Raw genomic sequence first — 26,881 nt, 5'->3', positions numbered from 1 at the left:
CGATCAGGAACTTTGTTCAGAATACCGAACAACTTCTGATGTGTGGCAGTGGAGCGGAAGGAATCACGGTGGCAGCAGCACCAGTCTGGAGCGTCGACCCTCGCACCGGGAACCCGCGTGAGCAGGTTGCGGTGGAGGCTACAGCGGAGGAGGTCGACCGCGCGGTCCGGGCCGCCCATGCGGTACGCGACTCGCTCGCCGACCGCACCGTGCGCGCCGCGTTCCTGCGTACCGCGGCCGATCTGCTCACCGAGGCCGGGGAGCACGTCATCGAGGCCGCCGACGCGGAGACCGCACTCGGCCCGGCCCGTCTCACCGGCGAACTCGCGCGCACTGCGGCCCAGTTGCGGGCCTTCGCGGAGGTCGTCGACGAGGGTGCCTTCCTCGACATCCACATCGACCACGAGGACGCCACCAGGACCCCGCCCTGGCCCGACCTGCGCCGCTACAAGATCCCGCTCGGGGTCGTCGCCGTGTACGCGGCCAGCAACTTCCCGCTCGCTTTCTCCGTCCCCGGCGGCGACACCGCGAGCGCACTGGCGGCCGGCTGCCCGGTCGTCGTCAAGGCGCACCCCGACCATCCCGCCACCTCCGAACTGTGCGCCTCCGTACTGCGCCGGGCGGCGGCACAGGTCGGCCTGCCGGAGGACGTACTGATCCTGGTGCACGGCTTCGAGGCGGGCATCGAGCTGATCAAGCACCCGCTCGTCGCCGCCGCCGGCTTCACCGGCTCGGTACGCGGCGGCCGCGCCCTGTTCGACGCGGCGGCGGCCCGCCCCGCCCCCATCCCCTTCCACGGCGAACTGGGCTCCCTCAACCCCGTCGTCGTCACCGAGGCGGCCGCCGCCGAACGCGGCGAGCAGATCGGCGCCGGACTCGCCGGCTCGATGACCATGGGCGCGGGCCAGTTCTGCACCAAGCCCGGCTTCGTCCTGGCTCCGGCCGGCGAGAGCGGCGACCGGTTGCTGAAGTCCCTGACCGACGCGGTCAGCGACACCGAGGCGGGCGTCCTGCTCGACCACCGGATGCGCGACGCCTTCGTCGCAGGCGTACGCGAACGGGCCGAACTCCCCGACGTGGAGGCCCCGGTCACCCCCGGCGCGGGCGGCGAGCACACCGTCGCGGCCGGCTTCCTGACCGTACCGGCGCACCTCCTCACCACCGAGGGCCCGCACGACGCGCTCCTGGAGGAGTGCTTCGGCCCCGTCGCCGTCGTCGCCCGCTACGCCTCCGAGGGCGAGATCACCGCCGTCCTCTCCCGGCTCCCCGGCAACCTCACCGCCACCCTCCAGACCGCCACGGACGGCGCCGACGCCGACGCCCCCGCGCTCCTCGCGGCCCTCACCCCGCTGGCCGGCCGGGTCCTCGTCAACGGCTGGCCGACCGGCGTGGCCGTCGCCCCCGCCCAGCACCATGGCGGCCCCTACCCGGCCACCACGTCCACCTCCACCTCGGTCGGCGCCACCGCGATCGAACGCTGGCTGCGCCCCATCACCTACCAGACGACCCCCGAGGCGCTGCTCCCGCCGGAGCTCCGCGAGGACAACCCCCTGGGCCTGCCCCGACGAGTGGACGGCCGCCGCGCATGACCCCGCACCTTCCCGAACTCCCCTTTGAACTGTGCCCGTTCGGCCCCGAGACCGACTGGGCATACGAGAACGGCGTACTGACCGGCCGGGCGGGCGCCCGCCAGGACCGGTTCGTACCACCCGGCGGCGACACCCTCGACTCCGTGAGTGACGCACCCCGCCTCCTCGGCCCCGCACCTCGGGGCGACTTCCAGCTGCTCGCCCGGGTGAAGGTCGGCTTCGCCGCGGCCTTCGACGCCGGAGTGCTCTACCTCCACGTCGGGGAACGGGAGTGGGCCAAGCTCTGCCTGGAACTCTCCCCGGACCACCCCACCGTCTGCACGGTCGTCACCCGCGGCCACTCCGACGACGTCAACTCCTTCGTCGTGGACGGCGACAGCTGCTGGATGCGCCTCAGCCGCACGGGCAACGCGTTCGCCTTCCATGCCTCGGCCGACGGCGAGAAGTGGACCTTCGTCCGCGCCTTTGCCCTCGGCGAGCCGGAGCCGGCGGCCACGGCATCGGTCGGCTTCCTGGTCCAGTCACCGACGGGCGAGGGCTGCGAGGCGACGTTCGACCGGATCGCGTTCCGTACGACGAGGCTGGACGACCTGCGCGACGGCAGCTGAGCACTCGGACGCCTTCACCGTCACCTGTACCCTCGCCCTCCGGCCCGGAGGGCGAGGGTGTTCGTCTTCGGGCCCGCGGTGCCTCGGCTCAGGTGCCGGTCGCGTACCGCACGAAGTGCGTCCAGCCGGTGCGGGTGAGTGTCAGGTGGGGGAGGGAGGTGTCCTTCGAGTCGCGGACGAGGATCGCCTGGGCGGCGGTGGCGACCTCGACGCATGCTCCCCCTTCGTTGGAGCTGTAGCTGCTCTTGATCCACGTGAGGGGCACTGTGATGCCCGTAGAGTCATCGATGCTCATGCTTGTCTCAGCAACTCCTTGATGACGGTCAGGGACTCGGACGGTGTGGGTGCCTGTGCCCTGATGCTGCCGTAACGTGCGGCCAGGATACGGACTTCATCGGGATCAGTGATCAGCCTGCTGATGTTCTGGACCTCCAGGTATGCCACTTGAGGGCGGCCCTTCGGCGTCAGCAAGATGAAGGGACCGCCCATGCCGGCGTGTTTGTTACGCCTGGTGGGCATGACCTGAAGTTCTAGGCTTCTCAGTTGTCCGAGATCGATCAGCTGCTCCAGCTGCGCCTTGTGCACTGCGTCGCCGCCGATCGGTCTGCGGAGTACCGACTCCTCGATGATGCACGTCACGATCGGAGCGGGCCACCGAGTCAACAGCTCCTGCCGGGCAAGCCGTGCCGCCACCCGTTGCTCGATCGTCGCTTCGTCCAGCAACGGCTTACGCATGGCGAAGAGAGCCCGTGCGTGCGCCTCGGTCTGCAGCAGTCCCGGTACGACGTGGCTACCGTACTCGTGGACCTCGACGGCATCCGCCTCCAACTTCGCATAGTCCTTGAACCACGCCGGATGCTTCACCCGCGCTCGCGCCTTCGCCCGCGCCACGTCGTCCTTCGCGGCCCGCAGCAACCCGCCCGCGTCCAGCAAGTCGTCCACCGCGTCCAGAAAATCCGGCTGCGGCGTCCTGCGCCCCCGTTCCAACGACCGGATCAGGTCCTCGCTGTATCCGAGGCGGTCGCCCAACTCCCGCTGGGTGAGGCCGGCCCGCTCCCGCAGTAACCGGACCTGGCGGCCGATCACGCGGAAGAGGTCCGCAGCCTCCTCCGAGTCGTCGTCGCCACCGATCGCACCGTCCAGCTCCATTGCTGCCCGCTTCCGTTCCATGGGCCGACCGCGTGCGCCGTCACGACACGGCGGAGAACCGGTACCGGTTGCCGTGCGTACCGGTACGCGCACGCTACGTACCGCTGTCGTTGCTGGTCAGCGTACGGTCACTTGGCCACGCTGAGTGGCGTGACGAGTGAATCCGCAGAGATCGAAATTCCGCAACCGGCAGCTTCCGCACCGCAGTTCACACAGCTGTTCAGTGCCACCCGCCGAGGTGCCCGCCTGGCTCGCCTGCTCGCCGTGGAGCAGCTGGTGGCATGGGGGTGGCCGCGCGGCGGCGAGCGCATCGACGCGGCCGCGCTCGTTGTCGCAGAACTGGCGGCGAACGCGGTCATGCACGGGCGGCTGGACGGGCGGGGGTTCCGCCTCGGGCTTGCTCTCCTTCCGAGCGGACGGCTGCGGATCGAGGTCACGGACCCGCGCGGCGAACGCGTCCCCGCCGCGTGCCGGGAAGCGGTTGAAGGAGGCAGGGGGCTGATCATCGTCGATGCCCTTGCGGCGGACTGGGGCGTACATCCGTACCCGCCGTCCGGCAAGACGGTATGGGCAGAGGTCTCCGCGACGCGAACGGGCGTCGGGCGGCCTCCTGCCGGTGATTGCGCACCTCGACCCGACAACCCGCGGGCCCCCGGCGGCGAGTGAGTGCCCCCGCACCTCGTACCGGGAATGGCGCCCATCCGCACCCACCGCACGCTATATACGCGTCTGTGCCGGCATGAGGGCACCCATGGCCTGCCGATGGACGTCAGGAGCTCGCGTGTTCCGTAGATGATCGACGATTTTCGGCCTCGTTGATGCGGTGGCGGAGTGTGAGGGCGATCAGGAGCTGTTGGGCCGCCACGGTTTCCGGGAGGGTGGCCCGCAGTGACGCCATGCGGCCCGCTTACCGCCCCCTCCGGTGCTTGTTCATCAGTCCGCCGGGTGGCGGTGACGACCGGGTCGGGCGGCGCGAAAACCATGATCTGATACCAGGCATACCAGGCCAACAGCACCGGCTTTCAGCCGGAATTTTTGGCGCACGATGTGCCACCGTGCGGCGCGGTGCACCACTAGATTGCCGAACGGCACCACGGGGGCCGACTGCGACCTGCCCCTTTCGTTCACCTCTGAATATTCTGACAGCCAGTCATCATGCTTGGAAGTAGCGGCGAAAACCGAATCCGAGCAGGCTGTCGGTCCGCACCACCGCGCCCGGCCGGCCTGACAAGGCTGGACGGTCGCGGCTTTTCCTGACCTGATCCGGTTGTCCGGGTAACACCCACGCTGCCGGCCGAGAGTATGAGGCGCGTTCTGTGAAGGTTCGTACGAGGCGGTCGAGCACTCTGATCGCCGGGGGATTGGCAGGGGTGCTGCTGACGGGTTGCGGCTCCCAGGATCAGATCTGGCCCTTCGACAAGGACAAGGGGAAAATGGTCGTCGGGATGTCCGACGGCATCCTTGCGACGGATCCGGCCGCAGGGTACGACCCGGGGTCCTGGCTGCTGTTCAACAACGTCTTCCAGTCCTTGATGAGCTTCCCGCCCGGGAGTTCCACCCCTGTGCCGGAGGCCGCCGAGGAGTGTCATTTCTCGGACGGCAGCAAGACCTACACCTGCACCCTGCGTGACGGGTTGAAGTTCAGCAACGGCAACAGCCTCACATCGGCGGACGTCAAATACTCCTTCGACCGGGCGATCGGAATCAACGACCCGGCGGGCCCTGCGCCGCTGCTCTCCACCATCTCGTCGATCAGCACCCCGAGCGAGAAGACCGTCGTCTTCCACCTCAAGGTGCCCGATGCGATATTTCCCAGCAAGATCGCATCGGGTGCCGGTTCCATCGTGGACCGTCACGTCTATCCCAAGAACAGGCTGCTCAAGGGCGGCAAAACGGTCGGCTCCGGCCCCTACATGCTGGACTCCATCGACAAATCGAAGGCCGTCTTCTCGGTCTACTCCGGCTACCACGGAACCGCCGAGGTGAAGAACTCCGGCGTGACGCTGCGACTCTTCGAGGGCGACCAGCAGGCCCTCAAATCCTCCCTGGAGAAGGGCGAGGTCGACGTCGCATACCGTGGCCTCACCGCCAAGGCGATAGCCGCCCTGGACACCTCGCCCACCGCGGAGAAGGACGGCATCGAGGTGGTCCAGGGGAGCAGCGCCGAGGTCCAGCACATGGTTTTCAACATGGCCGACCCCGTGGTCGGCAAGATCGCTGTGCGTAAGGCCATTGCCTACCTCCTCGACCGCAACTCCCTGCTGAGCGAGGTCTACCAGTCCACGGCGGTGCCGCTCTACTCGATCGTCCCGGTCGGTATCACCGGGCACGGCACCTCCTTCTTCGACATATACGGCGACAGTCCGCAGCCGCAGAAGGCGAAGGATGTCCTGAGGGACTCCGGTATCACCGACAAGGTGAAACTCACCCTCTGGTCCACCCCGAGCCGTTACGGACCCGCTACCGACGACGAACTGCGGACCATCGCGGCTCAGCTGAACAAGAGCGGACTCTTCGACGCCAGGATGGAGACTGTCCCGTTCGACCAATACGAGAAGGACATCGCCGACGGCGCGTACGGGGTCTATGTCAAGGGCTGGGTGCCGGACTATCCCGACCCCGACAATTTCACCCAGCCGTTCTTCGGCAAGGGCAACGTCCTGTCGAACAATTACGAGAACAGCGAGATAACCGACCAGATCATCCCGCAGACCTCGTCCATGACCGACCGCGCGAACACCCGGCAGAAGTTCATGAAGCTGCAGGACATCGTGGCGCGCGAGCTGCCGCTCCTGCCGCTCTGGCAGGGCAAGCAGTACGCAGTCGCCCACGAGAACGTCCGGGGCCTGCAGAACTGCCTGGACACATCGACTGTTTTCCGGTTCTGGGAACTCAACACTGCGTATTAGCCAAGGGCCGACGGCGCAAGATCACGAAGTACGACTGCCGGCCGGCAGCCAGGTGTCGACGGTTGCCGCCAGCTCGTCGAGTCCGGTGAAGACGTGGCCGTTCATGCCGATGGCTTGCGCTGCGCGTACGTTCTCATCGCGGTCGTCGACGAAGAGGAAGTCGGCGGGGGCGGCCCGCATGGCGACGACGCAGTGGCAGAACGCCGCCGGGTCCGGCTTCGCCGCGTTGATCTTTCCGGAGAACGCGACGTGGTCCAGGTCGCGCAGCCAGGGCTGCGCGGCGCGGAAGGCGTCCGCGTGGTCAGAGGGAATGTTGGACAGCAGGGCGACCTCGGCGACTTTACGCAGGGACTGCACGTAGGCGACCATACGGCCGTCGACGCGTGACCAGCTGTCGATGTCAGCGAGCCGCAGCTCCTCGATCGTGTCGGCGTCGGCGGTGTGGGAGAGCCACCGCAGTACGGCCGTCCAGTACTCGGACGCGGACCACTGCCCGGCGTCGTAGGGCTGGCGGCAGGCCCAGTAAGCCTCGGCGAAGGCGTCTGCGGGTGCGTTGCACCGGGCGGCCATCTTCGTTAGGGCGCCGGGGGGTTGGTGGCGGGCGATGACCCCGAAGAGGTCGAACAGCACGATGCGTCGGTCGGTGGACATGGTGGGTCTTCCTCCGGGGCCAAGGGTTCGGGTTCAGTGGCGGGGGTCCAGGGCGCGGGCGAGCGAGTCGAGGGCGGCCAGGGCGTCGGGGCCGGTGGGAGTGAGGACGACGCTGGTGGCGCCTGCCGCGTGGCGGGCGTTGATCGCTGCGCGTGCCTGGTCGGGGGTGCCGGCGATGCTCAGCTCGCGGACCCAGGCGGCGGTCATGGTCCGGGCGAACTGCTGGGCGTCGGCGCAGGCGGCGTGGTGTGCGCGCAGCTCGGTGGCGAAGGGAAGGGGGTCGATGTGCGCGGCCCAGTCCGGTTCGCCGATGGCGCTGAGGCCCTCGCGGACGCGGTTGAGGGCAGCGTCCTCGTCGTCGTCGACGGCTGCGGCGTCGTAGGTGACGATTTCGAGGCCGCCGGCGTCCGGAGCGTTGCCCATGTGCCGCAGTGAGGAGGCGATGTAGGCAGGGCCGGCGGGCTCGGCCAGGAGGAGTCCGTCGGCCACCTCGCCCGCGGCCGCCTGCGATTTGGGGCCGCGGACGCCGAGGATGACCGGCGGGACGATGTCGGGGGTCTCGGTGAGGACGACGCCTTCGCAGCGCACGTACCGGCCGTCCGTCGGGCCGGGCTCGCCGCACATGAGCAGGCGCAGCGCGGTCGTGTATTCCTTGAGCAGGGTCAGGGGGCTGGCGGGCCGGACCCCGGCTTGGCGCATCCAGTCGGGCATGCCGTGGCCGATGCCGGCGATCAGTCGGCCGGGGTAGAGCTGGGCGAGGGTGGCCAGTTCCATCGCGGCGAAGCACACGTTGCGGGCGCCGGCGGGCAGGATGCCGATACCGACGGTGATGTGGGTGGTGCTGGCGAGGACGGGGCCGGCCTGGGCGAGTCCGCCGCGAAAGCCGAGGTCCTCCACCACCCAGATCTGGTCGAATCCCAGTTCCTCGGCTCGCCGGGCGTAGGGCAGCACGTCCTGGACGGGCAGGTCGCGGGGCAGCATGACACCGACACGGCCGCGGGTGGGGGTGGCAGGGGTGGTGCCTGTCTCGGGCATCGGGGGCTCTTTCCGTGGGCGGTGGGTTCCCCGGCGTCGGCATGGTCTGCGGGCCGGGGGTGGGCGGGGAGCCTGTGCGGCACGGTGTCAGGGGTCGTGCCGCACAGGCGGTCGGTGACTGCTCCGTGCCACCTCGCGCGTGCAGCCGGATCCGGTGCGCAGGACTCCGGCAGCCGTGGCGGCGATCGCGCACAGCAGGGTGAGCAGCAGGAAGGCGTGGTTCAGCGGTACGAGATGGGTCAGCCAGCCGATGACGGCGGGGCCGGAGAGCATGCCGAGATAGCCGAGCCCGGCGACGCGGGAGACGTTGGCCCCGGCGGCGGAGGGGTCGACGCGCCCGGTCGCGCTGTACAGCTGGGGTACGCAGCCGGACAGTCCCAGGCCGAACAGTGCCCAGCCCGCGAACGCGGCCCAGATCCACGGTGTGACGGACACGATCGTGATCCCGACGGCGGCCGCGACCGCGCCGTAGCGCAGGACCGCCATGGGCCCGAACCGGCCGGATATGCGGTCGGCGAGCAGCCGTCCAGTCGTCATCGCCGCCGCGTAGGTGCCGTACGCGAAGGCGGCGGTGCTCGCGGGCGCGCCGAGGATGTCCTTCAGGTGCAGCGCGCTCCAGTCGTTGGCGGCTCCCTCGGCCAGCATGACCATCGCAGCCAGGACGGCGAGGATCCAGATCCGCCCGGGGGGCTTGCGCCGCTTCCCGGCGCGTGCCTGCTCGCTGTCCGCGGCGGTGGTGGTGGCGGGCGGCGGCGCGGTCGGAAGCAGAGCCCGTGCCGACACCAGTGCGGTCACGATGCCGGCGGCTCCCACGGCGGCCATGCCCACGGGCGGGCTCATGCCGGCGCTCGCGGTGCCCGCTCCGACGAGTGAGGCGATGACACCGCCGACGGAGAACATGGCGTGGAAGGCTGACATGATCGGCCGGTTGTACGTCTTCTCCACGTGCACGGCGTGGGCGTTCATGCTCACGTCGAGGCAGCCGTTGCAGAAGCCGAAGACCAGCAGGGCACCCGCCAGCATCCAGAGATCCGGGGACAGACCGGGCAGCACCAGGGTCGCGCTGGACAGAACTCCGCCGATGGGGAGCACCACGTGCGCCCCGAGGCGGTCGGCCAGGCGCCCGGCCACCTGCATGCCGATGAAGGCCCCGAGCCCCAGCAGCACCAGCAGGCTCCCCAGTGTGGCGTGGCTGATGCCCACCCGTTCTTCGATGACGGGGATGTGCACCACCCAGGTGCCGATCAGGCTGCCGCACAGGGCGAAGTAGACGAAGTTCGCCACACGGGCGCATCGAAGCGAGCGTTCCATGCCATCCACCATAACGAACAGATTTTGTGTTTGGAAAGCCACTTAATGAACAGATTGATTGTTCGTTTCGGGGTGGTGTTCAATCGCGGTATGAGCAACGCAGACCGGCACAGGCTGATCGCCCGGGCCGTCAGGGAGTCGGGCAGTGCCACGGTCCAGGAACTCGCCGAGCTGACCGGCGCCTCGGAGATGACCATCCGGCGCGACCTCGACACACTGGCCGCACAAGGCGTCCTCGAACGCGTCCGCGGCGGAGCACGCACCCTGCTGCTCAGGGGCGAGGAGCCGCCCTTCGCGCTGCGCGCCCACGAGGCCGCCGACGCCAAACGCCGGATCGCGGCCGAGGTGTCCTCACTCATCGCCGACGGCGAGACCGTCCTCCTGGACAGCGGCACCACCTGCCTGGAGGTCGCCCGTCTCCTGCGTCAACGGCCGATCACCGTGATGCCCCTGTCCCTGCAAGCCATCCACACACTCGGCGACTCCCCGGGCCCGACCACGCTGATGGTGCCCGGCGGACGCCCCCGCGCCGCAGAAGGAGCCCTCACCGGCCCCCTCACACTCGCCTCCCTGTCGGCACTGCGCTTCGACACCGCGATCATCAGCTGCTGCGGCCTGAGCGCGGCCGAGGGCCTGACCGCCTACGACCTCGACGACGCGGCGGTGAAGAAGGCCGGCATCGCCTCCAGCCGCCGCATCGTCGTCGCCGCGGACGGCAGCAAACTCGGCCACACCGCCTACGCCTACGTCGGCCCCTCCACGCTCCTGCACACCCTCGTCACCGACAACACGGCGCCTACCGACGAGGTGACCGCACTCGAAGCAGCCGGCACCGACGTCAAGACCGTCTGACGAGGCCGCCGCTCCGAGGCCGGATTCGAGCCGTACCAGCACCTGGTGACCGTCGGGGTTCTTCCACGCCCGTGCTCGGGCGTCCCTGGCTCACCGAGGTGCAAAGGGCATCACTCGATCAGTGTGACGCCAGAGGTGTCCCGCCCGCGCCCATGCCACGGTGGCTGAAGACCGATCCCCCTCCAGAAACGGAGTGCCCCTGATGGGCATCAAGGACGAGATGCAAGCCAAGGCGCAGCAGGCCAAGCAGAAGATGCAGGGCAAGCAGGACGAGGCAGCCCAGCGCGGGCAGAGTGAGCAGGAGCGCTTGCGCCAGCGCGCTGAGCAGACCCGGCAGCAGGGTCAGCAGAGCTTCGACGACATCGAGGACGACCTCGACGACCGCACCTGATCACGCCCGCCCTGCGTTGTGCTGGGTCGGGCCCGGCCCAGCACTCGCCGTTGAGCCGTCTGCCGTTGCGACTGCCAGGGTTCCGGCAGCAGTGTCTTGAACACTGCTGCCGACCGGCGGTGATCCGCACCGCGTCGCTCCGGCACTCTCGCCGCTCCCGGCAGCTCAGTTGCTGTCCCTCGACGAGGCGGTCGGCCCGCCACTCGGCAGCCGGGTCGTTGCCAGTGCCGTCAGCGTCAGCAGTGCGGCGCTGATCGCCAGGCTCGTCCGCAGGCCGTCCTCGAAGCCGGTCGCGACCAAGGCGCCGAACGCCGCCACGCCCAGGCCGCCGGAGACCTGGCGGGCGGCGTTCAGGACGCCCGCAGCGACGCCGGCCCGGTCGGTCGGCACGGCCTCCATCATGGCCGCGGTCAGCGGCGGCAGGGCCAGGCCAGCGCCCAGGGCCAGCGGCACCAGGAGTACGGACGTCAGGATCAGGGGCGTGTCCGTGTCGACGAACAGCAGGAGCAACAGGCCGCCCACCGAGAGGAGTTGGCCGGTCAGCATCGGCAGCCGGGGGCCGTAGCGGTTGGCCAGCCTGCCCGACAGCACGTTCACCACCACGAGCAGTCCGGTCATCGGCAGGAACATCAGGCCGGCGGTCAGCGCCGACTGGTCGCGCACCTGCTGGAAGAAGAGACTGAAGACAAAGATCATTCCGTAGAACGCGACGCTGAGCGCGGAACCGGCGGTGACCGCCACCGCGACCATCCGGTTACGGAACAGGCCCAGCGGCACCACCGGATGCGGGTGGCGCGACTCGATGCGGAGGAACGCGGCCAGCGACGCCACCGCGACCCCGAGCGCAACCAGAGCGAGCGTCCCGTGCTCGATCACCGCGAAGGCCAGTGCGGCCAGTGCGATTACGGCGGTCAGCTGGCCCGGCAGGTCCAGCGGTGCGGGGCGGCGGGCCGAGCGGGGCGCGCGGAACGTCAGTGCGAGGGCGACCAGGCCCACCGGCAGATTGATGAAGAAGATCGCCCGCCAGTCCCAGGCCGTGGTCAGCGCCCCGCCCGCGACGGGGCCCAGCGCCGCCGCCGTCGTACCGCCCGCCGCCCACAGTGACACCGCACGGCCGCGCTGCGCGGGATCGGCGTACGCCTGCCGTACCAGGGCCAGCGTCGTCGGCAGTACGACGGCGGCCGCGATGCCCTGCACCACCCGGAAACCGATCAGCGCCGGGAGGTTCGGGGCCAGGCCGCAGGCGACGGACGCCAGCGTGAACAGGGCGATCCCGGCGGTGTACGCACGCGTCGCACCGATCCGGTCCGAGAACGCGCCCGTCGACAGCAGCAGCGCGGCGAAGGCGATCGTGTACGCGTCGACCACCCACTGCAGCCCGGCCATCCCGCCGCCGAGGTCCGAGCCCATCGACGGGAGCGCCACATTCACCACCGACGCGTCCAGCATGATCAGTGCGAAGCCGAGCAGGGAGGCCACCAGGGTCAGGGTGGGGGAGGGGCTCTGCGCGCGTGTGTCGCGGGGCAACTCGGTGGCGGAATCCGGTGCTTGAACGAGGTTCTCTGTTGGCATGCGTCAAGCCTGGCGATCAGCCCCGGCGTACAGTAGTGGCCTGAATGCCATACCTCCGGAGGTTCTGGCCATGCCGCCTGTGCACCGTGTCGTCGTCATCTCGACGCCGCCCGTGTCGATGTTCAACATCGCCATCCCCGAGATGCTGTTCAGCAAGGTCGAGATCGACGGCGCTCCGGGGTACGAGACGCTCTTCTGCACCTTGGAACCCGGTCCCGTCCGCACCAGCAGCGGACTCGATGTGCACATCCCGCACGGTCTTGACGTCATCGACACCGCGGACACCGTGATCATCGCCGGTGCGGGCTCCCGCGAGGAGCCCGACCCGCGCATCCTCGCCGCGCTGCGCCGGGCCTCCGCCGACGGCAGGCGCATCGCCTCCATCTGCACCGGTGCCTTCGCCCTCGCCGAGGCGGGCCTGCTCGACGGGCGCGCCGCCACCACGTACTGGACGTACACCGGTGAACTCGGCGACCGCTACCCGTCCGTCGATCTCCAGAAGGACGTCCTCTTCGTCCAGGACGGCACGGTCCTCACCTCGTCCGGCTACGCGGCCGGGATCGACCTCTGCCTCCACATCATCCGTACCGACTACGGCGCGGCCGTCGCGAACGGCGTCGCCCGTCTCACCCTCGTCGCTCCCGTACGGCCCGGTGGCCAGACCCAGTTCACCGACACCCCGCTGCCGCCCGAGCGCGGTGTCTCCTTCGCCTGCACCCGCGCGTGGGCGATGCGGCACCTCGACGAACCACTGACCCTCACCGACCTGGCCCGCAACGCGGGCGTCTCCGTGCGGACGCTCTCGCGGCGCTTCCATGCCGAGACCGGACTCAGCCCCCTCCAGTGGCTGCTCCACCAGCGCATCGAACGGGCCCGCGAGCTGCTGGAGACCACCGCCCTCCCCATGGACCAGGTCGCCCGCGCCAGCGGCCTCGGCACCGCAGACTCGATGCGCCAGCACATCCAGCGCCGCCTCGGCCTCACCCCGAGCGCGTACCGTGCCTCCTTCAGCAGGCTGACCGCGGTGCCGTCCGCGGCAACCACGGACCGGCCGGCCGCGTCACTCTCCTCGTGATCAGAACCGCCACGCCCGCCGATCTCGACGCCGTCGTCCAGCTGCACACCGAGGCCCGCGCCACCTACTACCGGGGCCACATCCCGGAGGAGGAGTACGCGGGCGCCGCCGAGGCCGGCCGCAGCCGGGACGGCTGGTCCCGCGCGATCGACCGCCCGGACGCCACCGTGCTCTGCGCCGAGCGGGAGGGCACCGTCGCCGGCATCGCGGCCTACGCCGTGCGCGACGGAGTCATGAACCTCACCCAGCTCCATGTCTCCCCCTCCCACTGGCGTACGGGAATCGGCACCGAACTCCACACCGCCTGCGTCGAAGCCTGGCGGCGGGCCGGAGCCGGCAGTGCGCGCCTCGAAGTCTTCGTGCACAACACCCGCGCCCAGTCCTTCTACGCCGACCGGGGCTGGACCCCCGACCCCGATCACCCCCGCAACGGCACCCACTTGGTGCTGCGCCTCGCGGTGAGCTGACCACCGGGGCATCCTGGGAACGGAGTTGGGCCCGGTAGCACACATGGGCGGAGTCGGTGGAGGCAGGACATGCGACGTGTGGTGCGGGGCTTCTGGGGGCCCCGGGAGGAGTCGGCCGAGGCGCTGACCCGGCGATGGAAGCTCACCCTGGACCGGCTTGCCGAGATCCTTCCGGTGGGCGGCCCGGGAACGCTGTGGACGTGGCGGCAGATCCACTTGTCCGGGCCCGCCACCGATTTCCTGCCGTACGAGGATTCCCTCCTCGCCGCTCTGCGAGCGGCCCAGGAAGCCGACGGCTGGTCGGACCGTGTCGGGTTCGGGCTGCGACTCGTCTTCGCGGGTGAGCCGGACTGGGAGATCGAGGTCAGCGGGAATGCGGGCGGCGTCTCGGAGTACCTCCTCCAGTCGATGGTGATCGGTATCAGATCACCGGACACCGCCGAGATCTTGGACGGGGATCTCCTTGCCGCTGTCGCCGAGGCGTGGGCGCCGGACTTCGGCGATGTCACCGACGACGATGTGCTCGACGCCTTGGAGGACGATGGGGGGTTCGCTGTCGGTGAGCCCTGCGTCGGCTGGGCCGGCTATCTCTCCCCGGCACGCGCGGCCCTGCTGCCGGAGGGCATGACGGCCGGGCACAGGGAACTCGGCGTCGGAGGCGTACTCCTCGACATCGCTCCGCGCGGCAACGTGAAGGACGTACTGCGGGCCTATCTGCGGCTGCGGGCCGCCGGTGCGCTGCAGCCGCTGCCGCGCCCGATGGACCGGGCCGCGCTGTGACCGTGCTCGCGACGCGGGGCCGGTGGCTGTCTCAGATGAAGATCACGTCAGTCGAAATGTTCGTTGGCGCCGAAGAAGAACATCTGCCCGCATTCCCGCACCGGCTGCCCGGCCGGTAGCAGTTCCCCGGCCAAGTCGGGCATGGCCACCTTTGACCAGTCGATTGCCACTTGCCGGTCCGGCATGCGGCGAAGTGACTCGTACAGATCCGCGATCACGATCGGCCGGCCCGGCATGTGGGTGTCCACCCGGAAGGTGTCTCTTCCGTCATCGCCAGGCACTCTCTTGCCGAGATAGCTCTCCGCCGCACTGCATACGTCGGTCAGGTCCGTCACCAGCCAGGTCCAGCCGACTTCGGTCCCGCTGTTGCTGACGAGTTCGGTCATCCGAAGCAGGTAGAAGCCCCTGGCATGGTGGCTCGTGGCCTCCTCCGCCGACGACCGGGGAAGCTCGACGTCCTCCAGAGTTTCGACCCGGACCCGCGCAGCGAAGTCCCCCGGGTCGAGACGCAGCGCCTCGCGGTAGGCCGCGGCAGCACTCTCATGGTCGTCGAGCCATTCCAACGCCAGGCCGAGAGCGAAAGCCGCGAGATTGTTCGCCGGATCAAGCTCAAGCGCCCGTCGCGCCCTGCGAGCGGTCTCATCGGCCAGTCCACGGCCGACCTCATCGTCGTCCTCCAGCCCAACGAACGGTGACAGTTCTTCGACCACCGTCATGAACAGCTCGTCAAGCTCGTTCTCCACGTAGGCCTGAAGCGCACCGAGCGCCAGGACGGTGAGACCGACAGCGGCCGTGACGTCCTCCGGATCGGATTGCTGGACGTGCGCGTACAGCTCGCGGATCTCGGCTGCCTCTTCCTCAAGGTCCGCCGGACCGTCCACCTCCGCGCCCAGAACGTACTTCTGGAGGAGACCGCCTGCCTCGCGCAGTGCCGACCCGATGTCGCCCAGTTCCCGTTGCATGCCCGGAATGCTAGGGGCCCGCGAGGTCGCCGGTCAGACCGGGGGCAACCACCTGCTACCACCAGTGGCGGTCCACTCACGAACACCACTGAAGATCACGATCTGCGGTACTGCCCGCGGCGGCCACGGTCCGATCCGGGGAATGAGCGGGTCCGCTCCTGCGTTGTCCACGGGTGCGGAGGGTGGCTCCGCGCCGCCTGAGCCGTACGTACGAGCAGTACGGCCGCACGAGAACACGGAGAGAAGAAGAGACATGCGCGTCGAGATCTGGAGCGACATCGCCTGCCCCTGGTGCTACATCGGGAAGGCCCGCTTCGAGAAGGGCCTGGCGGGGTTCGCCCACCGCGACGAGGTCGAGGTCGTGCACCGGTCCTTCGAGCTCGACCCCACGCATGCCAAGGGCGACACCGTGCAGGTGATCGACATGCTGGCGCAGAAGTACGGGCGCACCCGCGAAGAGGCGCAGGGCATGGAGGCGAACGTCGCGGCCAACGCGCAGGCCGAAGGGCTCGGCTACCTCACCGAGGGCCGTGACCACGGCAACACCTTCGACATCCACCGTCTGCTCCACCTGGCCAAGGCCCGCGGCCGCCAGGACGAGCTGCTGAGCCTCGCCTACCGGGCGAACTTCGCCGAGGAGCGTTCTGTCTTCGACGGTGACGTGCTGGTCGAGCTGGCCGTCGAGGCCGGGCTCGACGCCGACGAGGCGCGCGCCGTCCTCGCCGCCCCGGAGGCGTACGCCGCCGAGGTGCGGGCCGATGAGCGCGAGGCGTCCGAGCTGGGGGCCAACGCGGTGCCGTTCTTCGTGCTCGACCGGCGGTACGGGATCTCCGGTGGCCAGCCCGCCGAGGTCTTCGCCCAGGCGCTCGAACAGGCATGGAAGGACCGGCCGCTGACCGCGATCGGCGGGGACGCCGCGGCGTGCGACGCCGACGGTGCCTGCGAGGTCCCGCAGACCGGCAGCAACGCCTGAGCCCGCAGACCGGCAGCAACGTCTGAGCCCGCAGGCCGGCACCATCGCCGACACCTCGCTCAGCTGCATACATAAGCATTGCTTGGGTGCACCCCTTAACTCTTGGTAATTGACGATGAGTTAAGGGGGCTTCAGGCTGGGCTCATGGAGACTACTTCGCTCAGCCGCACGGTGGACGACGAGTTCGCGCCGGAGACCACCTACCTCAACACCTCCACCTGCGGGCTGCTGCCCCGTCGCACCGTGGACGCGGTGAAGACGCTCGCCGAGGCGATCGCCGCGGGCCGCAGGGCCGGTTCCGGCGACTTCGAGGCGGTGGACGCGGCCCGGGCCGGATTCGCCCGCCTCGCCGGTGTCGACGCCGACCGGGTCGCCACCGGCAGCTCGGTCTCCGTACACGTCGGGCTGATCGCGGCCTCGCTGCCTGCGGGGGCCGAAATCCTGGCGCCCGAGGGGGAGTTCAGCTCCGTCGTCAGTCCGTTCGCGGTCCGTGGCGATCTCAAGGTGCGCTACGTCCCGCTGGACGGGCTGGCCGATGCGGTACGGCCCGGCACCGCGCTCGTCGCCTTCTCCTCCGTACAGTCCGCCGACGGCCGGATCGCCGATCTGGACGCGGTACGCGCGGCGGCCGCCGCCCACGGCGCACGGACGCTGCTCGACGCCACCCAGTCGGCCGGCTGGCTGCCGCTGGACGCCGGGGCGTACGACTACACCGTCACCGGCGGCTTCAAATTCCTGCTCTGTCCGCGGGGCGCGTCGTTCCTCACCGTCACCGAGGAGGCGCAGCGCACCCTGCCGCCCGTCTTCGCCGCGTGGGTCGCCGCCGACGACCCCTGGAACAGTACGTACGGACCGGTCGGGCGGCTCTCGCCGACCGCCCGTCGCTACGACGAACCGCCGGCCTTCCTCTCGTACCACGGCGCCGAGCACTCCCTCGCGCTGCTGGGCGAGGTCGGCGTCGATGCCGTCCATGCCCACGCCACCGGGCTCGCGGCCCGCATGCGGGCGGGGCTGGCCGGGCTGGGGCACGAGGCGGTGCCGGGGGAGTCGGCGATCGTGGCCGTGCCCGGACTCGGCGGGCGGGAGCCGGAGCTGGCGCGGGCCGGGGTGGTGGTCTCGAACCGGGCGGGGAGTCTGCGCGCGGCCTTCCATCTGTACAACACGGAGGCCGATGTGGACCGGGCCCTGGACGTGCTCTCCGGCTGAACCCGCCCGGATGCCGGGGGATCAGCGGCGCTCGGGGCAGTCCTCGGTCTCGTGACAGAGGTTCTCCTCGACCTTGGCGAGCAGCCGGGCCAGCTCCTCGCGTTCGGCCGTGTCCAGCCCGGCGAGGGTGTGCTCCTCCAGATTCGTCCAGGCCCGCTCGACGTCGGCGTGCAGCGCGCAGCTGTCGTCGGTGGCCTCGACCAGGACGGCCCGGCGGTCGTCCGGGTCGGGGCAGCGGCGGACGTGCCCGGTCTGTTCGAGGCGCTGGAGCATCTTGGTGACGGTGGAGGGGTCGAGGTCGACGGCCTTGATCAGCTCGGACTGGCGCACCGCACCCGCGTCCCACAGATACATCATCAGGAACTCCTGGCCGGGGTAGAGCCCGAGCCCCTTGAGCAGCTTGCCCGCGGCGAACCGGTGCAGCCGGGCGACCCGCGAGACGGCATGGCTGACGGGGCCGCCGAGGGCGGCGCTCGGCAGTTCGGTACAGGCGGGGTCGGCCTTCATCGGGACTCCTCGGGGTGGTGCCGGGCGGCTCTCCTGGCGGGGCGCGAGCGCGGAGCCGGCGCTTTCTGCGAACTTTACCTTGGTCGGCCAATCAATGGGCTACAGTGGCGCAGGACGCAGATAATTGGCCGACCACATAATTTTCCTGGGGGCTTCCATGACCACCGCATTCGACCCGATCGATCTGTCCGGTACCCAGCTCGCCAACCGCATCGCGATGGCTCCGATGACCCGCAGCCGGGCCGGTGAGGGCGGCACCGCCACGGATCTCGTCGCCGAGTACTACGCCCAGCGCGCCTCGGCGGGCCTCATCATCACGGAGGGCATCCAGCCGTCGGTCGTGGGCCAGGGCTACCCCTCCACTCCGGGACTGCACAGCGCGGAGCAGGTCGCGTCCTGGCGCAGGGTCACCGACGCGGTGCACGCGGCGGGCGGCCGGATCTTCGCCCAGCTCATGCACGCGGGCCGGATCGGCCACCCGGTCCTGCTGCCGGACGGGCTCGGCCCGGTCAGCGCCTCCCCGGTCAAGCCCGCCGGCCGGCTCTACACCGGCGCGGGGCTGGAGGACTTCACCGCACCGCGCGAACTGACCGGCGACGAGGTCCGGCAGACCATAGCCGACTTCGCGGCGGCCGCCCGTAACGCGGTCGACGCCGGCTTCGACGGGGTCGAGCTGCACGGTGCCAACGGCTACCTCATCCACCAGTTCCTCGCGCCCAACACCAACCTGCGAACGGACGAGTGGGGCGGCTCCGAGGAGGCCCGTATCCGGTTCGCCGTAGAGGTGGTCAAGGCCGTCGCGGCCGAGATCGGCGCGGAGCGGACCGGGCTGCGCATCTCGCCCGGAAACGCGTACAACGACATCGACGAGCCCGCGCCGGACGCCGTCTACACCGCGCTGGTACGGGAGATCGAGCCGCTCGGCCTCGCCTATCTGCACGTCCTGGAGGCGGTGGAGATCCGCGAGCTGACTCTCGCGCTGCGCAAGCAGTTCTCCGGCACCTTCATCGTCAACGTGCTGACGGACGGGCCGACCGGACCGGACGACCACTCAGTGATCGACGACGGGATCGCCGACATCATCTCGTACGGTGCGCTGTTCATCGCCAACCCGGACCTGCCCGCCCGGCTGAAGTCCGGCGGCCCGTTCAACACCCCGGACCCGTCGAGCTTCTTCGGCGGGGACGCGAAGGGGTACGTCGACTACCCGGCGCTGGACGCCGTTCAGTCCTGAGGCCGTGCGGGTCGCCGGCTGCGGCCAGGTCGTGTTTGAGAACTGGGGTCGGTGTCCCGTCCCGTGCCGTGACGATCCGGGTGTGGGGCGAGGGGATCCTGGCCCTCCTCGACACCACCCTGTGCGGGAAGTGGGCGCACCGGTCCCCGCTGTCCGGTGTGCCGGACAGCGGGAGGCGGGCGCACCGGTCCCCGCTGTCCGGTGTGCCGGACGAGTCCCCGGGCGGCCAGTTTCTCCAGGATCTGCCGATGTTCCACAGCCCTCGATTCTTGCAGCACCCCCGGGGCGCCCACCCGCGCCCGCCCAGGCTCTCGCTACTCCTGGCCGGACTCGTCCAGCGGCGCGCTGTGCCACTTCCACGAGGTGACGCGCGGCTGACCGGGCAGCGTGGCGCGGCCGGTCGACCAGAGCAGGACGGCCCACCGGTCGGCGTCCTTCGGGGCGTCCGGGAACAGCCGGGCCAGCACCCGGTCGCAGAGAGCGGCGGGCGGGGTCCAGGGGACGTCCAGGCTCGCGGCGAGGTCATGTACGTGCACCAGGGTCTCCACGATGCCCATGGCGGCGAAGCCCTCCGGGTCGGAAACCCCGTAGGAGTGGTACGAGCGGACCTCGGGCGAGGCCGTCCGTACCATCGCCGCGAGCAGCGCGCCGCTCGCCTCCAGCGTCAGGAGCAGCCCGGCGGGTCCGGCCGACCGGTCCGCGAAGATCGCGTTCGCCGGACCGCCCTTGTGGTCGGCGCTCCAGCGGTAGGGGACATACGTGTCCAGCGGCGGCTGCTGCGGGCCCAGCTGGGCCGCGTAGGAGAAGAGGTCGTCGCTCAGATGCTCCGCGGTCTCCCAGCAGTTCCACTCCAGCGTCCCGGCCGGGACCAGCCAGTTGTCCGCCGGGGACTTCCGGAGCGTATCGACCGCGAGGCGGACAGCGGTGGTCACATCGTCCGCCGTGACCGGCAGCCGGGTCCCGGTCAGCGCGGCCCGTTCCGCCGCACTGCACTCGACGCAGAACTCATTGCCCTCCGGATCGGCGAGCGTCGCCCAGCCCCGCCCGTTCGGCTTGCGGTGGTCGGCCACGAGGGTGGCGCCCAGGCCGAGCAGCCGCTCGACCTCCTCGTCCCGGGTGCGGTCCTGCGGCTGAATGTCCAGGTGCAGACGGTTCTTGGTGCTCTTCGGCTCCGGCACCGAGATGAACAGCAGCGCGGCACCGGGGGCCTCGACGAGCGCCTCGGGATCGCCGGGGGCGTCCTCGTCGGAGAGCGGGGCGCCGAGTACCCCGGACCAGAAACCGGCGAGCTTGTAGGCGTCGGCGCAGTCGATCGTGATGTGACGTACGAGTGAAGTCATGGGCCCCACTGTCGCCGCTGACGGCCGTCGTGGTCCACCAACTTTAAAGAGGGGGTGGGGCGGCATCCGCCGCCCCACCCTGCCCGGTTCAGCTCACCGGCGTGAAGTCCCGCGCCCCGATGAACTCCGGACGCCGCGCCGGTGCCGCGAACGGCTCCTCGGCGGCGTTGTCCACGCTGTTGAAGACGATGAAGACATTGCTGCGCGGGTACGGGGTGATGTTGTCCCCCGAGCCGTGCATGCAGTTGCAGTCGAACCAGGTCGCCGAACCCGCCCTGCCCGTGAAGAGCTTGATGCCGTGCCGGTCGGCCATCTTCGTCAAGGCCTCGTCGGACGGGGTGCCGGCGTCCTGCATCTTCAGGGACTTCTTGTAGTTGTCCTTCGGCGTCTCGCCCGCACAGCCGAGGAACGACTTGTGCGAACCGGGCATGATCATCAGCCCGCCGTTGGTGTCGTGGTTCTCGGTCAGCGCGATCGACACGGACACCGCCCGCATGTTCGGCAGACCGTCCTCGGCGTGCCAGGTCTCGAAGTCCGAGTGCCAGTAGAACCCCGAAGCACCGAAGCCCGGCTTGACGTTGATCCGGGACTGGTGGACGTACACGTCCGAACCGAGGATCTGGCGGGCCCGGCCCACCACGCGCTCGTCGCCGACCAGCCGGGCGAAGACCTCGCTGATCCGGTGGACCTCGAAGACCGACCGTACCTTCTGCGACTTCGGCTCTATGATCGCGCGCTCGTCGGCCCGCACCGCCGGGTCGGCGATCAGCCGGTCCAGTTCGGCGTGGCAGACGGCGACCTCGTCCGGCGTGATCAGCTGGTCGACGGTGAGGAAGCCGTCGCGCTCGAAGCCCTGCAGATCCTTCACGGCGACCGGCCCCGGGGCACCGGGTGGGGACCAGATGACCGGGTCCTGACGGGGAGTTGTCATCTCGGCTGCGCCGCGTGTGGGGTACAGATCGGCGCGTACATCGGTGGTCATGCTCAGCCCTCCTCGGTCAGCAGCGGATAGACACCGTTCTCGTCGTGCTCCTCCCGTCCGGTGACCGGAGGGTTGAAGACGCAGACGCAGCGGAAGTCGGTCTTCGGCCGCATGGTGTGGTGCTCATGGCCGTTCAGCAGGTACATCGTGCCGGGGGTGATCCAGTGCTTCTCGCCGGTCTCGTCGTCGGTGAGCTCGGCCTCGCCCTCGACGCACAGGACGGCCTCGATGTGGTTCGCGTACCACATCGACGTCTCGGTACCCGCGTACATCGTGGTCTCGTGGAGCGAGAAGCCCACCTTCTCCTGCGCGAGCACGATGCGCTTGCTCTCCCAGGTTCCGGAAGCGGCCTTCACATGCCGGTCGGTGTTTTCGATGTCACTGAACGATCGGACGATCACGGTGGGTCGGTGCCTTTCTCTCTGTGGCGGTGTTTCTCGTCGGACCCGCGCCGCGCCGGGGCGGGTCCGGGTCGGGGTCAGGCGGTCTCGCGGACCGCGCGGGCCAGCGTGCGCAGGCCCTCGTCCAGCTCCTCGGGGGTGACGGTCAGCGGCGGCAGCAGCTTCACGACCTCGCTCTGCGGACCGGAGGTCTCGGCCAGGAGGCCCAGCTCGAAGGCGCGGGCGCAGACCGCGACGGCGCGCGACTTGTCGGTGAACTCCATGCCCCAGACCAGGCCGCGGCCCCGGAACTGCGCACCGAGCCGGGCGTGTTCGTCGCAGATCGCGAGGAGCGCCTGCTCGATCTGCTCGCCCCGGGCCAGGGTCTGCTTCTCCATCTGGCCGTCCGCCCAGTAGGCGTCCAGCGCGGCGGTGGCCGTGACGAATGCGGGGTTGTTGCCGCGGAAGGTGCCGTTGTGCTCGCCCGGCCCCCAGATGTCCAGCTCCGGCTTGAACAGGCAGAGCGACATGGGCAGTCCGTAGCCGCTGATGGACTTGGACAGGGTGACGATGTCGGGGGTGATGCCGGCCTCCTCGAACGAGAAGAACGCCCCCGTGCGTCCGCAGCCCATCTGGATGTCGTCGACGATCAGGAGCATGTCGCGGCGGTGGCACAGATCGGACAGCGCCCGCAGCCATTCGGGGCGCGCCACATTGATGCCGCCCTCGCCCTGCACCGTCTCGACGATCACGGCGGCGGGCTTGTTGAGACCCGACCCCTCGTCCTCGAGGAGCCGCTCGAACCAGAGGAAGTCCGGTACCCGGCCGTCGAGGTAGTTGTCGAACGGCATCGGGGTGCCGTGCACCAGCGGGATACCGGCCCCGGCCCGCTTGAAGGCGTTGCCGGTGACGGCGAGCGATCCCAGCGACATGCCGTGGAAGGCGTTGGTGAACGAGACGATCGACTCGCGCCCCTTCACCTTGCGGGCCAGCTTCAGCGCCGCCTCCACCGAGTTGGTGCCGGTCGGGCCGGGGAACATGACCTTGTACGGGAGGTCACGCGGGCGCAGCACGTTGTTCTGGAAGGACTCCAGGAAGGCGCGCTTCGCGGTGGTGGCCATGTCGAGGCCGTGGGTGATGCCGTCGCGCTCGATGTAGTCGATCAGCGCGCGTTTCAGCACCGGGTTGTTGTGGCCGTAGTTGAGAGATCCGGCGCCGGCGAAGAAGTCGAGATAGGTGTGGCCGTCCTCGTCGGTCAGACGGGCGCCCTGCGCACGGTCGAACACTGCGGGCCAGCTGCGGCAGTAGCTCCGTACCTCCGACTCCAGGGTCTCGAAGACACTCAGCGCGGGCGGGGTGATGGTCACAGGGAATCTCCTGCTTGAGGGGGGTGTGACGGGCGGCGGTGCGGCGTGCTCAGGTGTGGAACGAACGGGCCGATGCGCTCGGATGCGGAGCCGGCCGAGGCGCTCAGGTGTGGAACGGGCCGATGCGGTACAGCACTTCCGGCAGATGCGTTCCCTCGGGGAACAGCTCGCCGTCGAAGAGCACCTCGCGCTCCAGTGCGACGTCATGGCGCTGCGCGTAGGAGGTGAACAGACGGTCCGACGCGGTGTTGTCCGGGGTGACGGTCGTCTCGACCGAGGCCAGGCCCTGCGAGGCTGCGACCCGCGAGGTCAGCGCGTCCAGCAGCTTTCCCGCAAGTCCGGTCCCGCGGCGGCCGTGGTCGACGGCCACCTGCCAGACGACGAGTGTCCCGGGGCGGTCCGGCCGGAGGTATCCCGTCACGAAGGCGACGGGTCGGCCGGTCTCGTCGCGGGCGACCACGGAGGTGGCCGCGAAGTCACGGCACCACAGCAGGTAACTGTACGAGGAGTTGAGGTCCAGAACCTCGGAGTCGCGGGCGATGCGCCAGATCGCGGCTCCGTCCTCCACTCGTGGGGTGTCGATGGTGAGGAATTCGCTTCGGGCACTTGCAAAATCTGCTGGTGCGGCGGTCATGCGAATTGAATTTACCCAGCAAATTCTGAAATTGCATCGACGTGAGGGGTTGGGTGGAGCGATCCGTTGTGTTATCACGCGGGCGCGTGCCTCGGCGCGATCCGACCGCACTTTCTTCCATTTTGGCCGCTATTTATCCGGCATAACGGGCGTGATGTGGAGTCGGTCACAAGGTCGTAACTCTCGGGTGACGCAACGGAATTGTGTGGATCGAGGCCCTGGAAACTTGGGTGTTTAGGGGCCGGGAAAGCGGGCAGAAGAATGCGGGGAGCTGCTCTGAATAAAGCAGCTCCCCGCATTTATGGAATATTGACGTCCTGGCGCGAATTTATTCGTTCGGCCAGGTTTCCGAAACGGCCTTGCGGGCAGTTTCGAAGTCGACCTGCCGGCCCGCATCGGCCAGCGCCGCCCCCAGAGCCGCGAGCGAGGACTGCACCGCACCCCGCGTCGCATCCACACCGTAGTGATTGACCCGGATCATCTCCTTGGACAGCGCACCGCCGCCCGCGATCAGCGGCAGCGACGGGTCGGCCGCGAGCGCCCGCGCGACCAGCTCGGAGGCGTCGACACCCGCCGGGGCGCGCAGCGTCGTCGCGACCGGCGCCGCGTCCTTCGCCTCGTGCACATACGGCGACAGACCGCCGCCGAGCGCCACCGCACCCGCCCGCGTCGCCGCGGCAGCGGAGGCATGACGGGCCATCAGCGCCTCCAGACCCTCGGCCTCGATCCGCTCCACGCATGCCTCCAGGGCCAGCATTTCCAGCTGGGCGGGGGCGTGCAGCAGCGCCTTGCGGCCGCCGTCGATCCAGCGCTCCTTCCAGTCCAGGAGCGAGAGGTACGAGCGGCGCGGGGCCTGGGGGTTGGCGGCGATCCGCTCCCAGGCCCGCTCGCTCACCGACACGGCCGACACCCCGGCCGGGCCGCCCATCGCCTTCTGCGCGCCGATCACGCAGAGGTCGACGCCCCACACGTCCGGCAGCAGCGGCTCGGCACCCACCGAGGCGACGGCGTCCAGCATGAACAGCGCCCCGTGCGAACGGACCACCTCGCCGATCTCGGCGACCGGGTTGGTGTTGCCGGTTGCCGCCTCGGCGTGGACCAGGGAGACGAAGTCGATCTCCGGGTGCTCGGCCAGCGCCCGCGCGACCTGGTCCGCGGTGACCGCCGAGTGGAACGGAACCGCCAGATCCACGACATTGGCACCGCAGTCCCGCAGCCAGTTCCCGAAGGTCTGCCCGTACGGCCCCGTGACGACGTTCAGCGCGGTCGAGCCGGGCCGGGCGCCGCCCCGGATGCAGCCTTCGAGGGGGAGCAGCGCCTCGCCCTGCATGATGACGACGTCCTGCTCGGTGGCGAGGAGGCCGGCCACCCGCTTCTCGATGGCCGCGAAATGCGCGGCGGTGAGCGGGGCGAGGTCGAGGAAGGGGTGCGTCACGGTGGTGCTCTCTTCGGATCGGGTCGGTGCGCCGCGGGTACCACGTACGGACAGGGCTTCCGTCGAAGCGTACCCAGGGCGCCGCGCGGTGCCTCGTACAGTGCTGCTCATGAGTGATCACAGGGCACCGCAGGTGCTGCACGTGAAGGGGCGGGTGCTCGTCGGACCCGAGGACGTCCGGGACGAGCTCTGGGCCGTCGACGGGCGGATCTCATACGGGAGGCCGGCCGGCGCGGACGGGGCGGTGACCGTCACCGGCTGGGCGCTGCCGGGGCTGGTCGACGCACACTGCCACGTCGGTCTCGACCATCACGGCGCCGTCGACGCGGCGACCAGCGAGAAGCAGGCCATCGCCGACCGGGAGGTGGGTGCGCTGCTGCTGCGGGACGCGGGTTCGCCGGCCGACACCCGGTGGATCGACGACCGCGAGGACCTGCCGAAGATCATCAGGGCCGGCCGCCACATCGCCAGGCCCCGCAGATACACCCGGAACTACGCCTACGAGATCGAGCCGGACGAACTGGTCGCGTACGTCGCACAGGAGGCGCGCCGCGGCGACGGCTGGGTGAAGCTGGTCGGCGACTGGATCGACCGGGAGGTGGGCGATCTGACCGCCTGCTGGCCGCGCCAGGCGGTCGAGGCGGCCATCGCCGAGGCGCACCGGCTCGGCGCCCGGGTCACCGCGCACTGCTTCGCCGAGGACTCGCTGCGCGATCTCGTCGAGGCCGGGATCGACTGCATCGAGCACGCCACCGGGCTGACCGAGGACACCATTCCGCTCTTCGCCGAGCGCGGTGTCGCGATCGTCCCCACGCTGGTCAACATCGCCACGTTCCCTTCGCTCGCGGCGGGCGGCGACGCCAAGTTCCCCCGCTGGTCGGCCCATATGCGGCGGCTGCACGAGCGGCGTTACGACACTGTGCGCGCCGCATACGACGCCGGGGTGCCGGTCTTCGTCGGCACCGACGCGGGCGGTGTGCTCGCCCACGGGCTGGTGGCGGACGAGGTCGCCGAGCTGGTGAAGGCGGGCATCCCGGCCCTGGACGCGCTGTCCGCGACGACCTGGGGTGCGCGTCAGTGGCTCGGGCGGCCGGTGCTGGAGGAGGGCGCACCGGCGGACCTGGTGGTGTACGACGAGGACCCGCGGGCGGACGTACGGGTGCTGGCGGCGCCGCGACGGGTGGTGCTGAACGGGCGGGTGATCGGCTGAGGGACGGCTCACGGGGCCGCCTCCCGACCGGGGTGCGCCGTGTTGACAGGCAGTTACCGAATATCTGCCGTGTCGTTGAAGCACCCTGGCGCGCACCCCGGCGCAGTCAATCTCCGGGCCGTCCGTGCTCAGCGGATCGGGTGACTCCGAGGAACGAACGTACCGAGATAATCGAATACAGGCGCGGAAACCCCCCTTTGGAGTGAACTCACGTCAGGTGTCTGCCAGTTCACCCTCCGTGCGTAAAGCTTTCGGGGTCGAG

General features: G+C 69.8%; 27 protein-coding genes. 13 read left to right on the top strand and 14 right to left on the bottom strand.

Going from position 1 to position 26,881, the window contains the following annotated elements; all coding sequences use genetic code 11:
• Positions 1-68 precede the first annotated feature (68 nt).
• Positions 69-1,589, top strand: coding sequence for an aldehyde dehydrogenase (NADP(+)) (locus tag ACGFU7_RS00545; protein ID WP_393690850.1), 1,521 nt, complete (start codon positions 69-71; stop codon positions 1,587-1,589).
• A complete protein-coding gene (locus tag ACGFU7_RS00540) occupies positions 1,586-2,197 on the top strand; it encodes a DUF1349 domain-containing protein (RefSeq protein WP_393690849.1) in 612 nt (203 codons plus the stop codon). Before ACGFU7_RS00545 ends, ACGFU7_RS00540 begins: the two co-directional genes overlap by 4 nt.
• Positions 2,198-2,285: 88 nt before the next feature.
• Here ACGFU7_RS00540 and ACGFU7_RS00535 read toward each other — a convergent pair whose 3' ends face one another.
• Both ACGFU7_RS00535 and ACGFU7_RS00530 read right to left on the bottom strand, forming a co-directional pair.
• A complete protein-coding gene (locus ACGFU7_RS00535; RefSeq protein WP_393690847.1) occupies positions 2,286-2,492 on the bottom strand; it encodes a DUF397 domain-containing protein in 207 nt (68 codons plus the stop codon).
• Positions 2,489-3,367, bottom strand: a complete 879-nt coding sequence (locus ACGFU7_RS00530; protein ID WP_393690845.1) for a Scr1 family TA system antitoxin-like transcriptional regulator — start codon at positions 3,365-3,367, stop codon at positions 2,489-2,491. Before ACGFU7_RS00530 ends, ACGFU7_RS00535 begins: the two co-directional genes overlap by 4 nt.
• Positions 3,368-3,496: 129 nt before the next feature.
• Here ACGFU7_RS00530 and ACGFU7_RS00525 point away from each other — a divergent pair, with 129 nt between their 5' ends.
• Positions 3,497-4,012 (top strand): ATP-binding protein, encoded by a 516-nt coding sequence (locus ACGFU7_RS00525; protein WP_393690843.1) that lies wholly within the window; start codon positions 3,497-3,499, stop codon positions 4,010-4,012.
• 650 nt (positions 4,013-4,662) lie between these two features.
• Positions 4,663-6,255: an ABC transporter substrate-binding protein gene (locus tag ACGFU7_RS00520; protein ID WP_393690841.1), complete on the top strand. Its 1,593-nt coding sequence runs from the start codon at positions 4,663-4,665 to the stop codon at positions 6,253-6,255.
• 21 nt (positions 6,256-6,276) lie between these two features.
• On the opposite strand, the gene ACGFU7_RS00515 is transcribed toward ACGFU7_RS00520, so the two are convergent.
• From ACGFU7_RS00515 to ACGFU7_RS00505, 3 genes are all read right to left on the bottom strand, one after another.
• A complete protein-coding gene (locus ACGFU7_RS00515) occupies positions 6,277-6,906 on the bottom strand; it encodes an HAD-IA family hydrolase (protein ID WP_393690839.1) in 630 nt (209 codons plus the stop codon).
• A gap of 33 nt (positions 6,907-6,939) precedes the next feature.
• On the bottom strand, positions 6,940-7,941 hold the full coding sequence (locus ACGFU7_RS00510; protein WP_393690837.1) for an LLM class flavin-dependent oxidoreductase: 1,002 nt from the start codon (positions 7,939-7,941) through the stop codon (positions 6,940-6,942).
• A gap of 87 nt (positions 7,942-8,028) precedes the next feature.
• On the bottom strand, positions 8,029-9,252 hold the full coding sequence (locus ACGFU7_RS00505) for an MFS transporter (RefSeq protein ID WP_393690835.1): 1,224 nt from the start codon (positions 9,250-9,252) through the stop codon (positions 8,029-8,031).
• A 90-nt stretch (positions 9,253-9,342) separates the two neighbouring features.
• Between ACGFU7_RS00505 and ACGFU7_RS00500 the strand changes: the two genes are divergently transcribed.
• On the top strand, positions 9,343-10,104 hold the full coding sequence (locus ACGFU7_RS00500) for a DeoR/GlpR family DNA-binding transcription regulator (protein WP_393690833.1): 762 nt from the start codon (positions 9,343-9,345) through the stop codon (positions 10,102-10,104).
• Between the two features lie 202 nt (positions 10,105-10,306).
• Positions 10,307-10,495, top strand: coding sequence for a hypothetical protein (locus tag ACGFU7_RS00495; protein WP_393690831.1), 189 nt, complete (start codon positions 10,307-10,309; stop codon positions 10,493-10,495).
• A gap of 165 nt (positions 10,496-10,660) precedes the next feature.
• On the opposite strand, the gene ACGFU7_RS00490 is transcribed toward ACGFU7_RS00495, so the two are convergent.
• Positions 10,661-12,067 carry an MFS transporter gene (locus tag ACGFU7_RS00490; protein WP_393690829.1) on the bottom strand — a complete coding sequence of 469 codons (1,407 nt, stop codon included), beginning with the start codon at positions 12,065-12,067 and terminating at the stop codon, positions 10,661-10,663.
• Positions 12,068-12,137: 70 nt separating this feature from the next.
• On the opposite strand from ACGFU7_RS00490, the gene ACGFU7_RS00485 reads away from it, so the two are divergent.
• From ACGFU7_RS00485 to ACGFU7_RS00475, 3 genes are all read left to right on the top strand, one after another.
• Positions 12,138-13,142, top strand: a complete 1,005-nt coding sequence (locus ACGFU7_RS00485) for a GlxA family transcriptional regulator (protein ID WP_393690827.1) — start codon at positions 12,138-12,140, stop codon at positions 13,140-13,142.
• Complete coding sequence (locus ACGFU7_RS00480; protein ID WP_393690826.1) at positions 13,139-13,609, top strand: GNAT family N-acetyltransferase; 471 nt, start codon at positions 13,139-13,141, stop codon at positions 13,607-13,609. The genes ACGFU7_RS00485 and ACGFU7_RS00480 overlap by 4 nt, the downstream gene beginning before the upstream one ends.
• A 69-nt stretch (positions 13,610-13,678) precedes the next feature.
• Positions 13,679-14,389: a hypothetical protein gene (locus ACGFU7_RS00475; RefSeq protein WP_393690824.1), complete on the top strand. Its 711-nt coding sequence runs from the start codon at positions 13,679-13,681 to the stop codon at positions 14,387-14,389.
• A gap of 47 nt (positions 14,390-14,436) precedes the next feature.
• Here ACGFU7_RS00475 and ACGFU7_RS00470 read toward each other — a convergent pair whose 3' ends face one another.
• Positions 14,437-15,270 (bottom strand): hypothetical protein, encoded by an 834-nt coding sequence (locus ACGFU7_RS00470; protein WP_393690822.1) that lies wholly within the window; start codon positions 15,268-15,270, stop codon positions 14,437-14,439.
• A gap of 334 nt (positions 15,271-15,604) precedes the next feature.
• On the opposite strand from ACGFU7_RS00470, the gene ACGFU7_RS00465 reads away from it, so the two are divergent.
• Positions 15,605-16,324, top strand: a complete 720-nt coding sequence (locus tag ACGFU7_RS00465) for a DsbA family oxidoreductase (protein ID WP_393690820.1) — start codon at positions 15,605-15,607, stop codon at positions 16,322-16,324.
• Between the two features lie 144 nt (positions 16,325-16,468).
• Positions 16,469-17,530: an aminotransferase class V-fold PLP-dependent enzyme gene (locus tag ACGFU7_RS00460; protein WP_393690818.1), complete on the top strand. Its 1,062-nt coding sequence runs from the start codon at positions 16,469-16,471 to the stop codon at positions 17,528-17,530.
• A gap of 21 nt (positions 17,531-17,551) precedes the next feature.
• Here ACGFU7_RS00460 and ACGFU7_RS00455 read toward each other — a convergent pair whose 3' ends face one another.
• Complete coding sequence (locus ACGFU7_RS00455) at positions 17,552-18,037, bottom strand: MarR family winged helix-turn-helix transcriptional regulator (RefSeq protein ID WP_393690816.1); 486 nt, start codon at positions 18,035-18,037, stop codon at positions 17,552-17,554.
• A gap of 157 nt (positions 18,038-18,194) precedes the next feature.
• On the opposite strand from ACGFU7_RS00455, the gene ACGFU7_RS00450 reads away from it, so the two are divergent.
• Entirely contained in the window at positions 18,195-19,271 is a 1,077-nt protein-coding gene (locus ACGFU7_RS00450; RefSeq protein WP_393690814.1) for an alkene reductase, read from the top strand.
• A 314-nt stretch (positions 19,272-19,585) separates the two neighbouring features.
• Here ACGFU7_RS00450 and ACGFU7_RS00445 read toward each other — a convergent pair whose 3' ends face one another.
• The 6 genes from ACGFU7_RS00445 to ACGFU7_RS00420 all read right to left on the bottom strand — a co-directional run bounded on the left by ACGFU7_RS00445 (position 19,586) and on the right by ACGFU7_RS00420 (position 25,409).
• Positions 19,586-20,611 (bottom strand): VOC family protein, encoded by a 1,026-nt coding sequence (locus ACGFU7_RS00445; RefSeq protein ID WP_393690812.1) that lies wholly within the window; start codon positions 20,609-20,611, stop codon positions 19,586-19,588.
• A gap of 88 nt (positions 20,612-20,699) precedes the next feature.
• A complete protein-coding gene (gene thpD / locus ACGFU7_RS00440) occupies positions 20,700-21,593 on the bottom strand; it encodes an ectoine hydroxylase (protein WP_393690810.1) in 894 nt (297 codons plus the stop codon).
• Between the two features lie 2 nt (positions 21,594-21,595).
• Positions 21,596-21,994 carry an ectoine synthase gene (locus ACGFU7_RS00435; RefSeq protein ID WP_358941895.1) on the bottom strand — a complete coding sequence of 133 codons (399 nt, stop codon included), beginning with the start codon at positions 21,992-21,994 and terminating at the stop codon, positions 21,596-21,598.
• A 77-nt stretch (positions 21,995-22,071) separates the two neighbouring features.
• The gene (gene ectB, locus ACGFU7_RS00430; RefSeq protein WP_393690808.1) at positions 22,072-23,340 is read right to left on the bottom strand and encodes a diaminobutyrate--2-oxoglutarate transaminase; all 1,269 of its coding nucleotides are present in this window, start codon (positions 23,338-23,340) and stop codon (positions 22,072-22,074) included.
• Positions 23,341-23,443: 103 nt separating this feature from the next.
• Entirely contained in the window at positions 23,444-23,908 is a 465-nt protein-coding gene (gene ectA / locus ACGFU7_RS00425) for a diaminobutyrate acetyltransferase (RefSeq protein WP_393691798.1), read from the bottom strand.
• 394 nt (positions 23,909-24,302) lie between these two features.
• Positions 24,303-25,409, bottom strand: coding sequence for a pyridoxal-phosphate-dependent aminotransferase family protein (locus ACGFU7_RS00420; RefSeq protein ID WP_393690806.1), 1,107 nt, complete (start codon positions 25,407-25,409; stop codon positions 24,303-24,305).
• A 133-nt stretch (positions 25,410-25,542) separates the two neighbouring features.
• Between ACGFU7_RS00420 and ACGFU7_RS00415 the strand changes: the two genes are divergently transcribed.
• Positions 25,543-26,619 (top strand): amidohydrolase family protein, encoded by a 1,077-nt coding sequence (locus ACGFU7_RS00415; RefSeq protein WP_393691797.1) that lies wholly within the window; start codon positions 25,543-25,545, stop codon positions 26,617-26,619.
• Positions 26,620-26,881: the final 262 nt, after the last annotated feature.

Origin of the sequence: Streptomyces sp. NPDC048473, from assembly GCF_043200155.1 — a bacterium.
Classification (GTDB): domain Bacteria; phylum Actinomycetota; class Actinomycetes; order Streptomycetales; family Streptomycetaceae; genus Streptomyces.
This window is presented reverse-complemented; position numbering and strand designations above follow the sequence as displayed.

Excerpts from the sequence above, each read along its gene's own strand:
- ACGFU7_RS00540 (WP_393690849.1), top strand. The coding sequence starts at position 1,586 with ATGACCCCGCACCTTCCCGAACTCCCCTTTGAACTGTGCCCGTTCGGC.
- ACGFU7_RS00535 (WP_393690847.1), bottom strand. The coding sequence starts at position 2,492 with ATGAGCATCGATGACTCTACGGGCATCACAGTGCCCCTCACGTGGATC.
- ACGFU7_RS00530 (WP_393690845.1), bottom strand. The coding sequence starts at position 3,367 with ATGGAACGGAAGCGGGCAGCAATGGAGCTGGACGGTGCGATCGGTGGC.
- ACGFU7_RS00515 (WP_393690839.1), bottom strand. The coding sequence starts at position 6,906 with ATGTCCACCGACCGACGCATCGTGCTGTTCGACCTCTTCGGGGTCATC.
- ACGFU7_RS00510 (WP_393690837.1), bottom strand. The coding sequence starts at position 7,941 with ATGCCCGAGACAGGCACCACCCCTGCCACCCCCACCCGCGGCCGTGTC.
- ACGFU7_RS00505 (WP_393690835.1), bottom strand. The coding sequence starts at position 9,252 with ATGGAACGCTCGCTTCGATGCGCCCGTGTGGCGAACTTCGTCTACTTC.
- ACGFU7_RS00500 (WP_393690833.1), top strand. The coding sequence starts at position 9,343 with ATGAGCAACGCAGACCGGCACAGGCTGATCGCCCGGGCCGTCAGGGAG.
- ACGFU7_RS00495 (WP_393690831.1), top strand. The coding sequence starts at position 10,307 with ATGGGCATCAAGGACGAGATGCAAGCCAAGGCGCAGCAGGCCAAGCAG.
- ACGFU7_RS00490 (WP_393690829.1), bottom strand. The coding sequence starts at position 12,067 with ATGCCAACAGAGAACCTCGTTCAAGCACCGGATTCCGCCACCGAGTTG.
- ACGFU7_RS00485 (WP_393690827.1), top strand. The coding sequence starts at position 12,138 with ATGCCGCCTGTGCACCGTGTCGTCGTCATCTCGACGCCGCCCGTGTCG.
- ACGFU7_RS00475 (WP_393690824.1), top strand. The coding sequence starts at position 13,679 with ATGCGACGTGTGGTGCGGGGCTTCTGGGGGCCCCGGGAGGAGTCGGCC.
- ACGFU7_RS00465 (WP_393690820.1), top strand. The coding sequence starts at position 15,605 with ATGCGCGTCGAGATCTGGAGCGACATCGCCTGCCCCTGGTGCTACATC.
- ACGFU7_RS00460 (WP_393690818.1), top strand. The coding sequence starts at position 16,469 with ATGGAGACTACTTCGCTCAGCCGCACGGTGGACGACGAGTTCGCGCCG.
- ACGFU7_RS00455 (WP_393690816.1), bottom strand. The coding sequence starts at position 18,037 with ATGAAGGCCGACCCCGCCTGTACCGAACTGCCGAGCGCCGCCCTCGGC.
- ACGFU7_RS00450 (WP_393690814.1), top strand. The coding sequence starts at position 18,195 with ATGACCACCGCATTCGACCCGATCGATCTGTCCGGTACCCAGCTCGCC.
- ACGFU7_RS00445 (WP_393690812.1), bottom strand. The coding sequence starts at position 20,611 with ATGACTTCACTCGTACGTCACATCACGATCGACTGCGCCGACGCCTAC.
- thpD (WP_393690810.1), bottom strand. The coding sequence starts at position 21,593 with ATGACCACCGATGTACGCGCCGATCTGTACCCCACACGCGGCGCAGCC.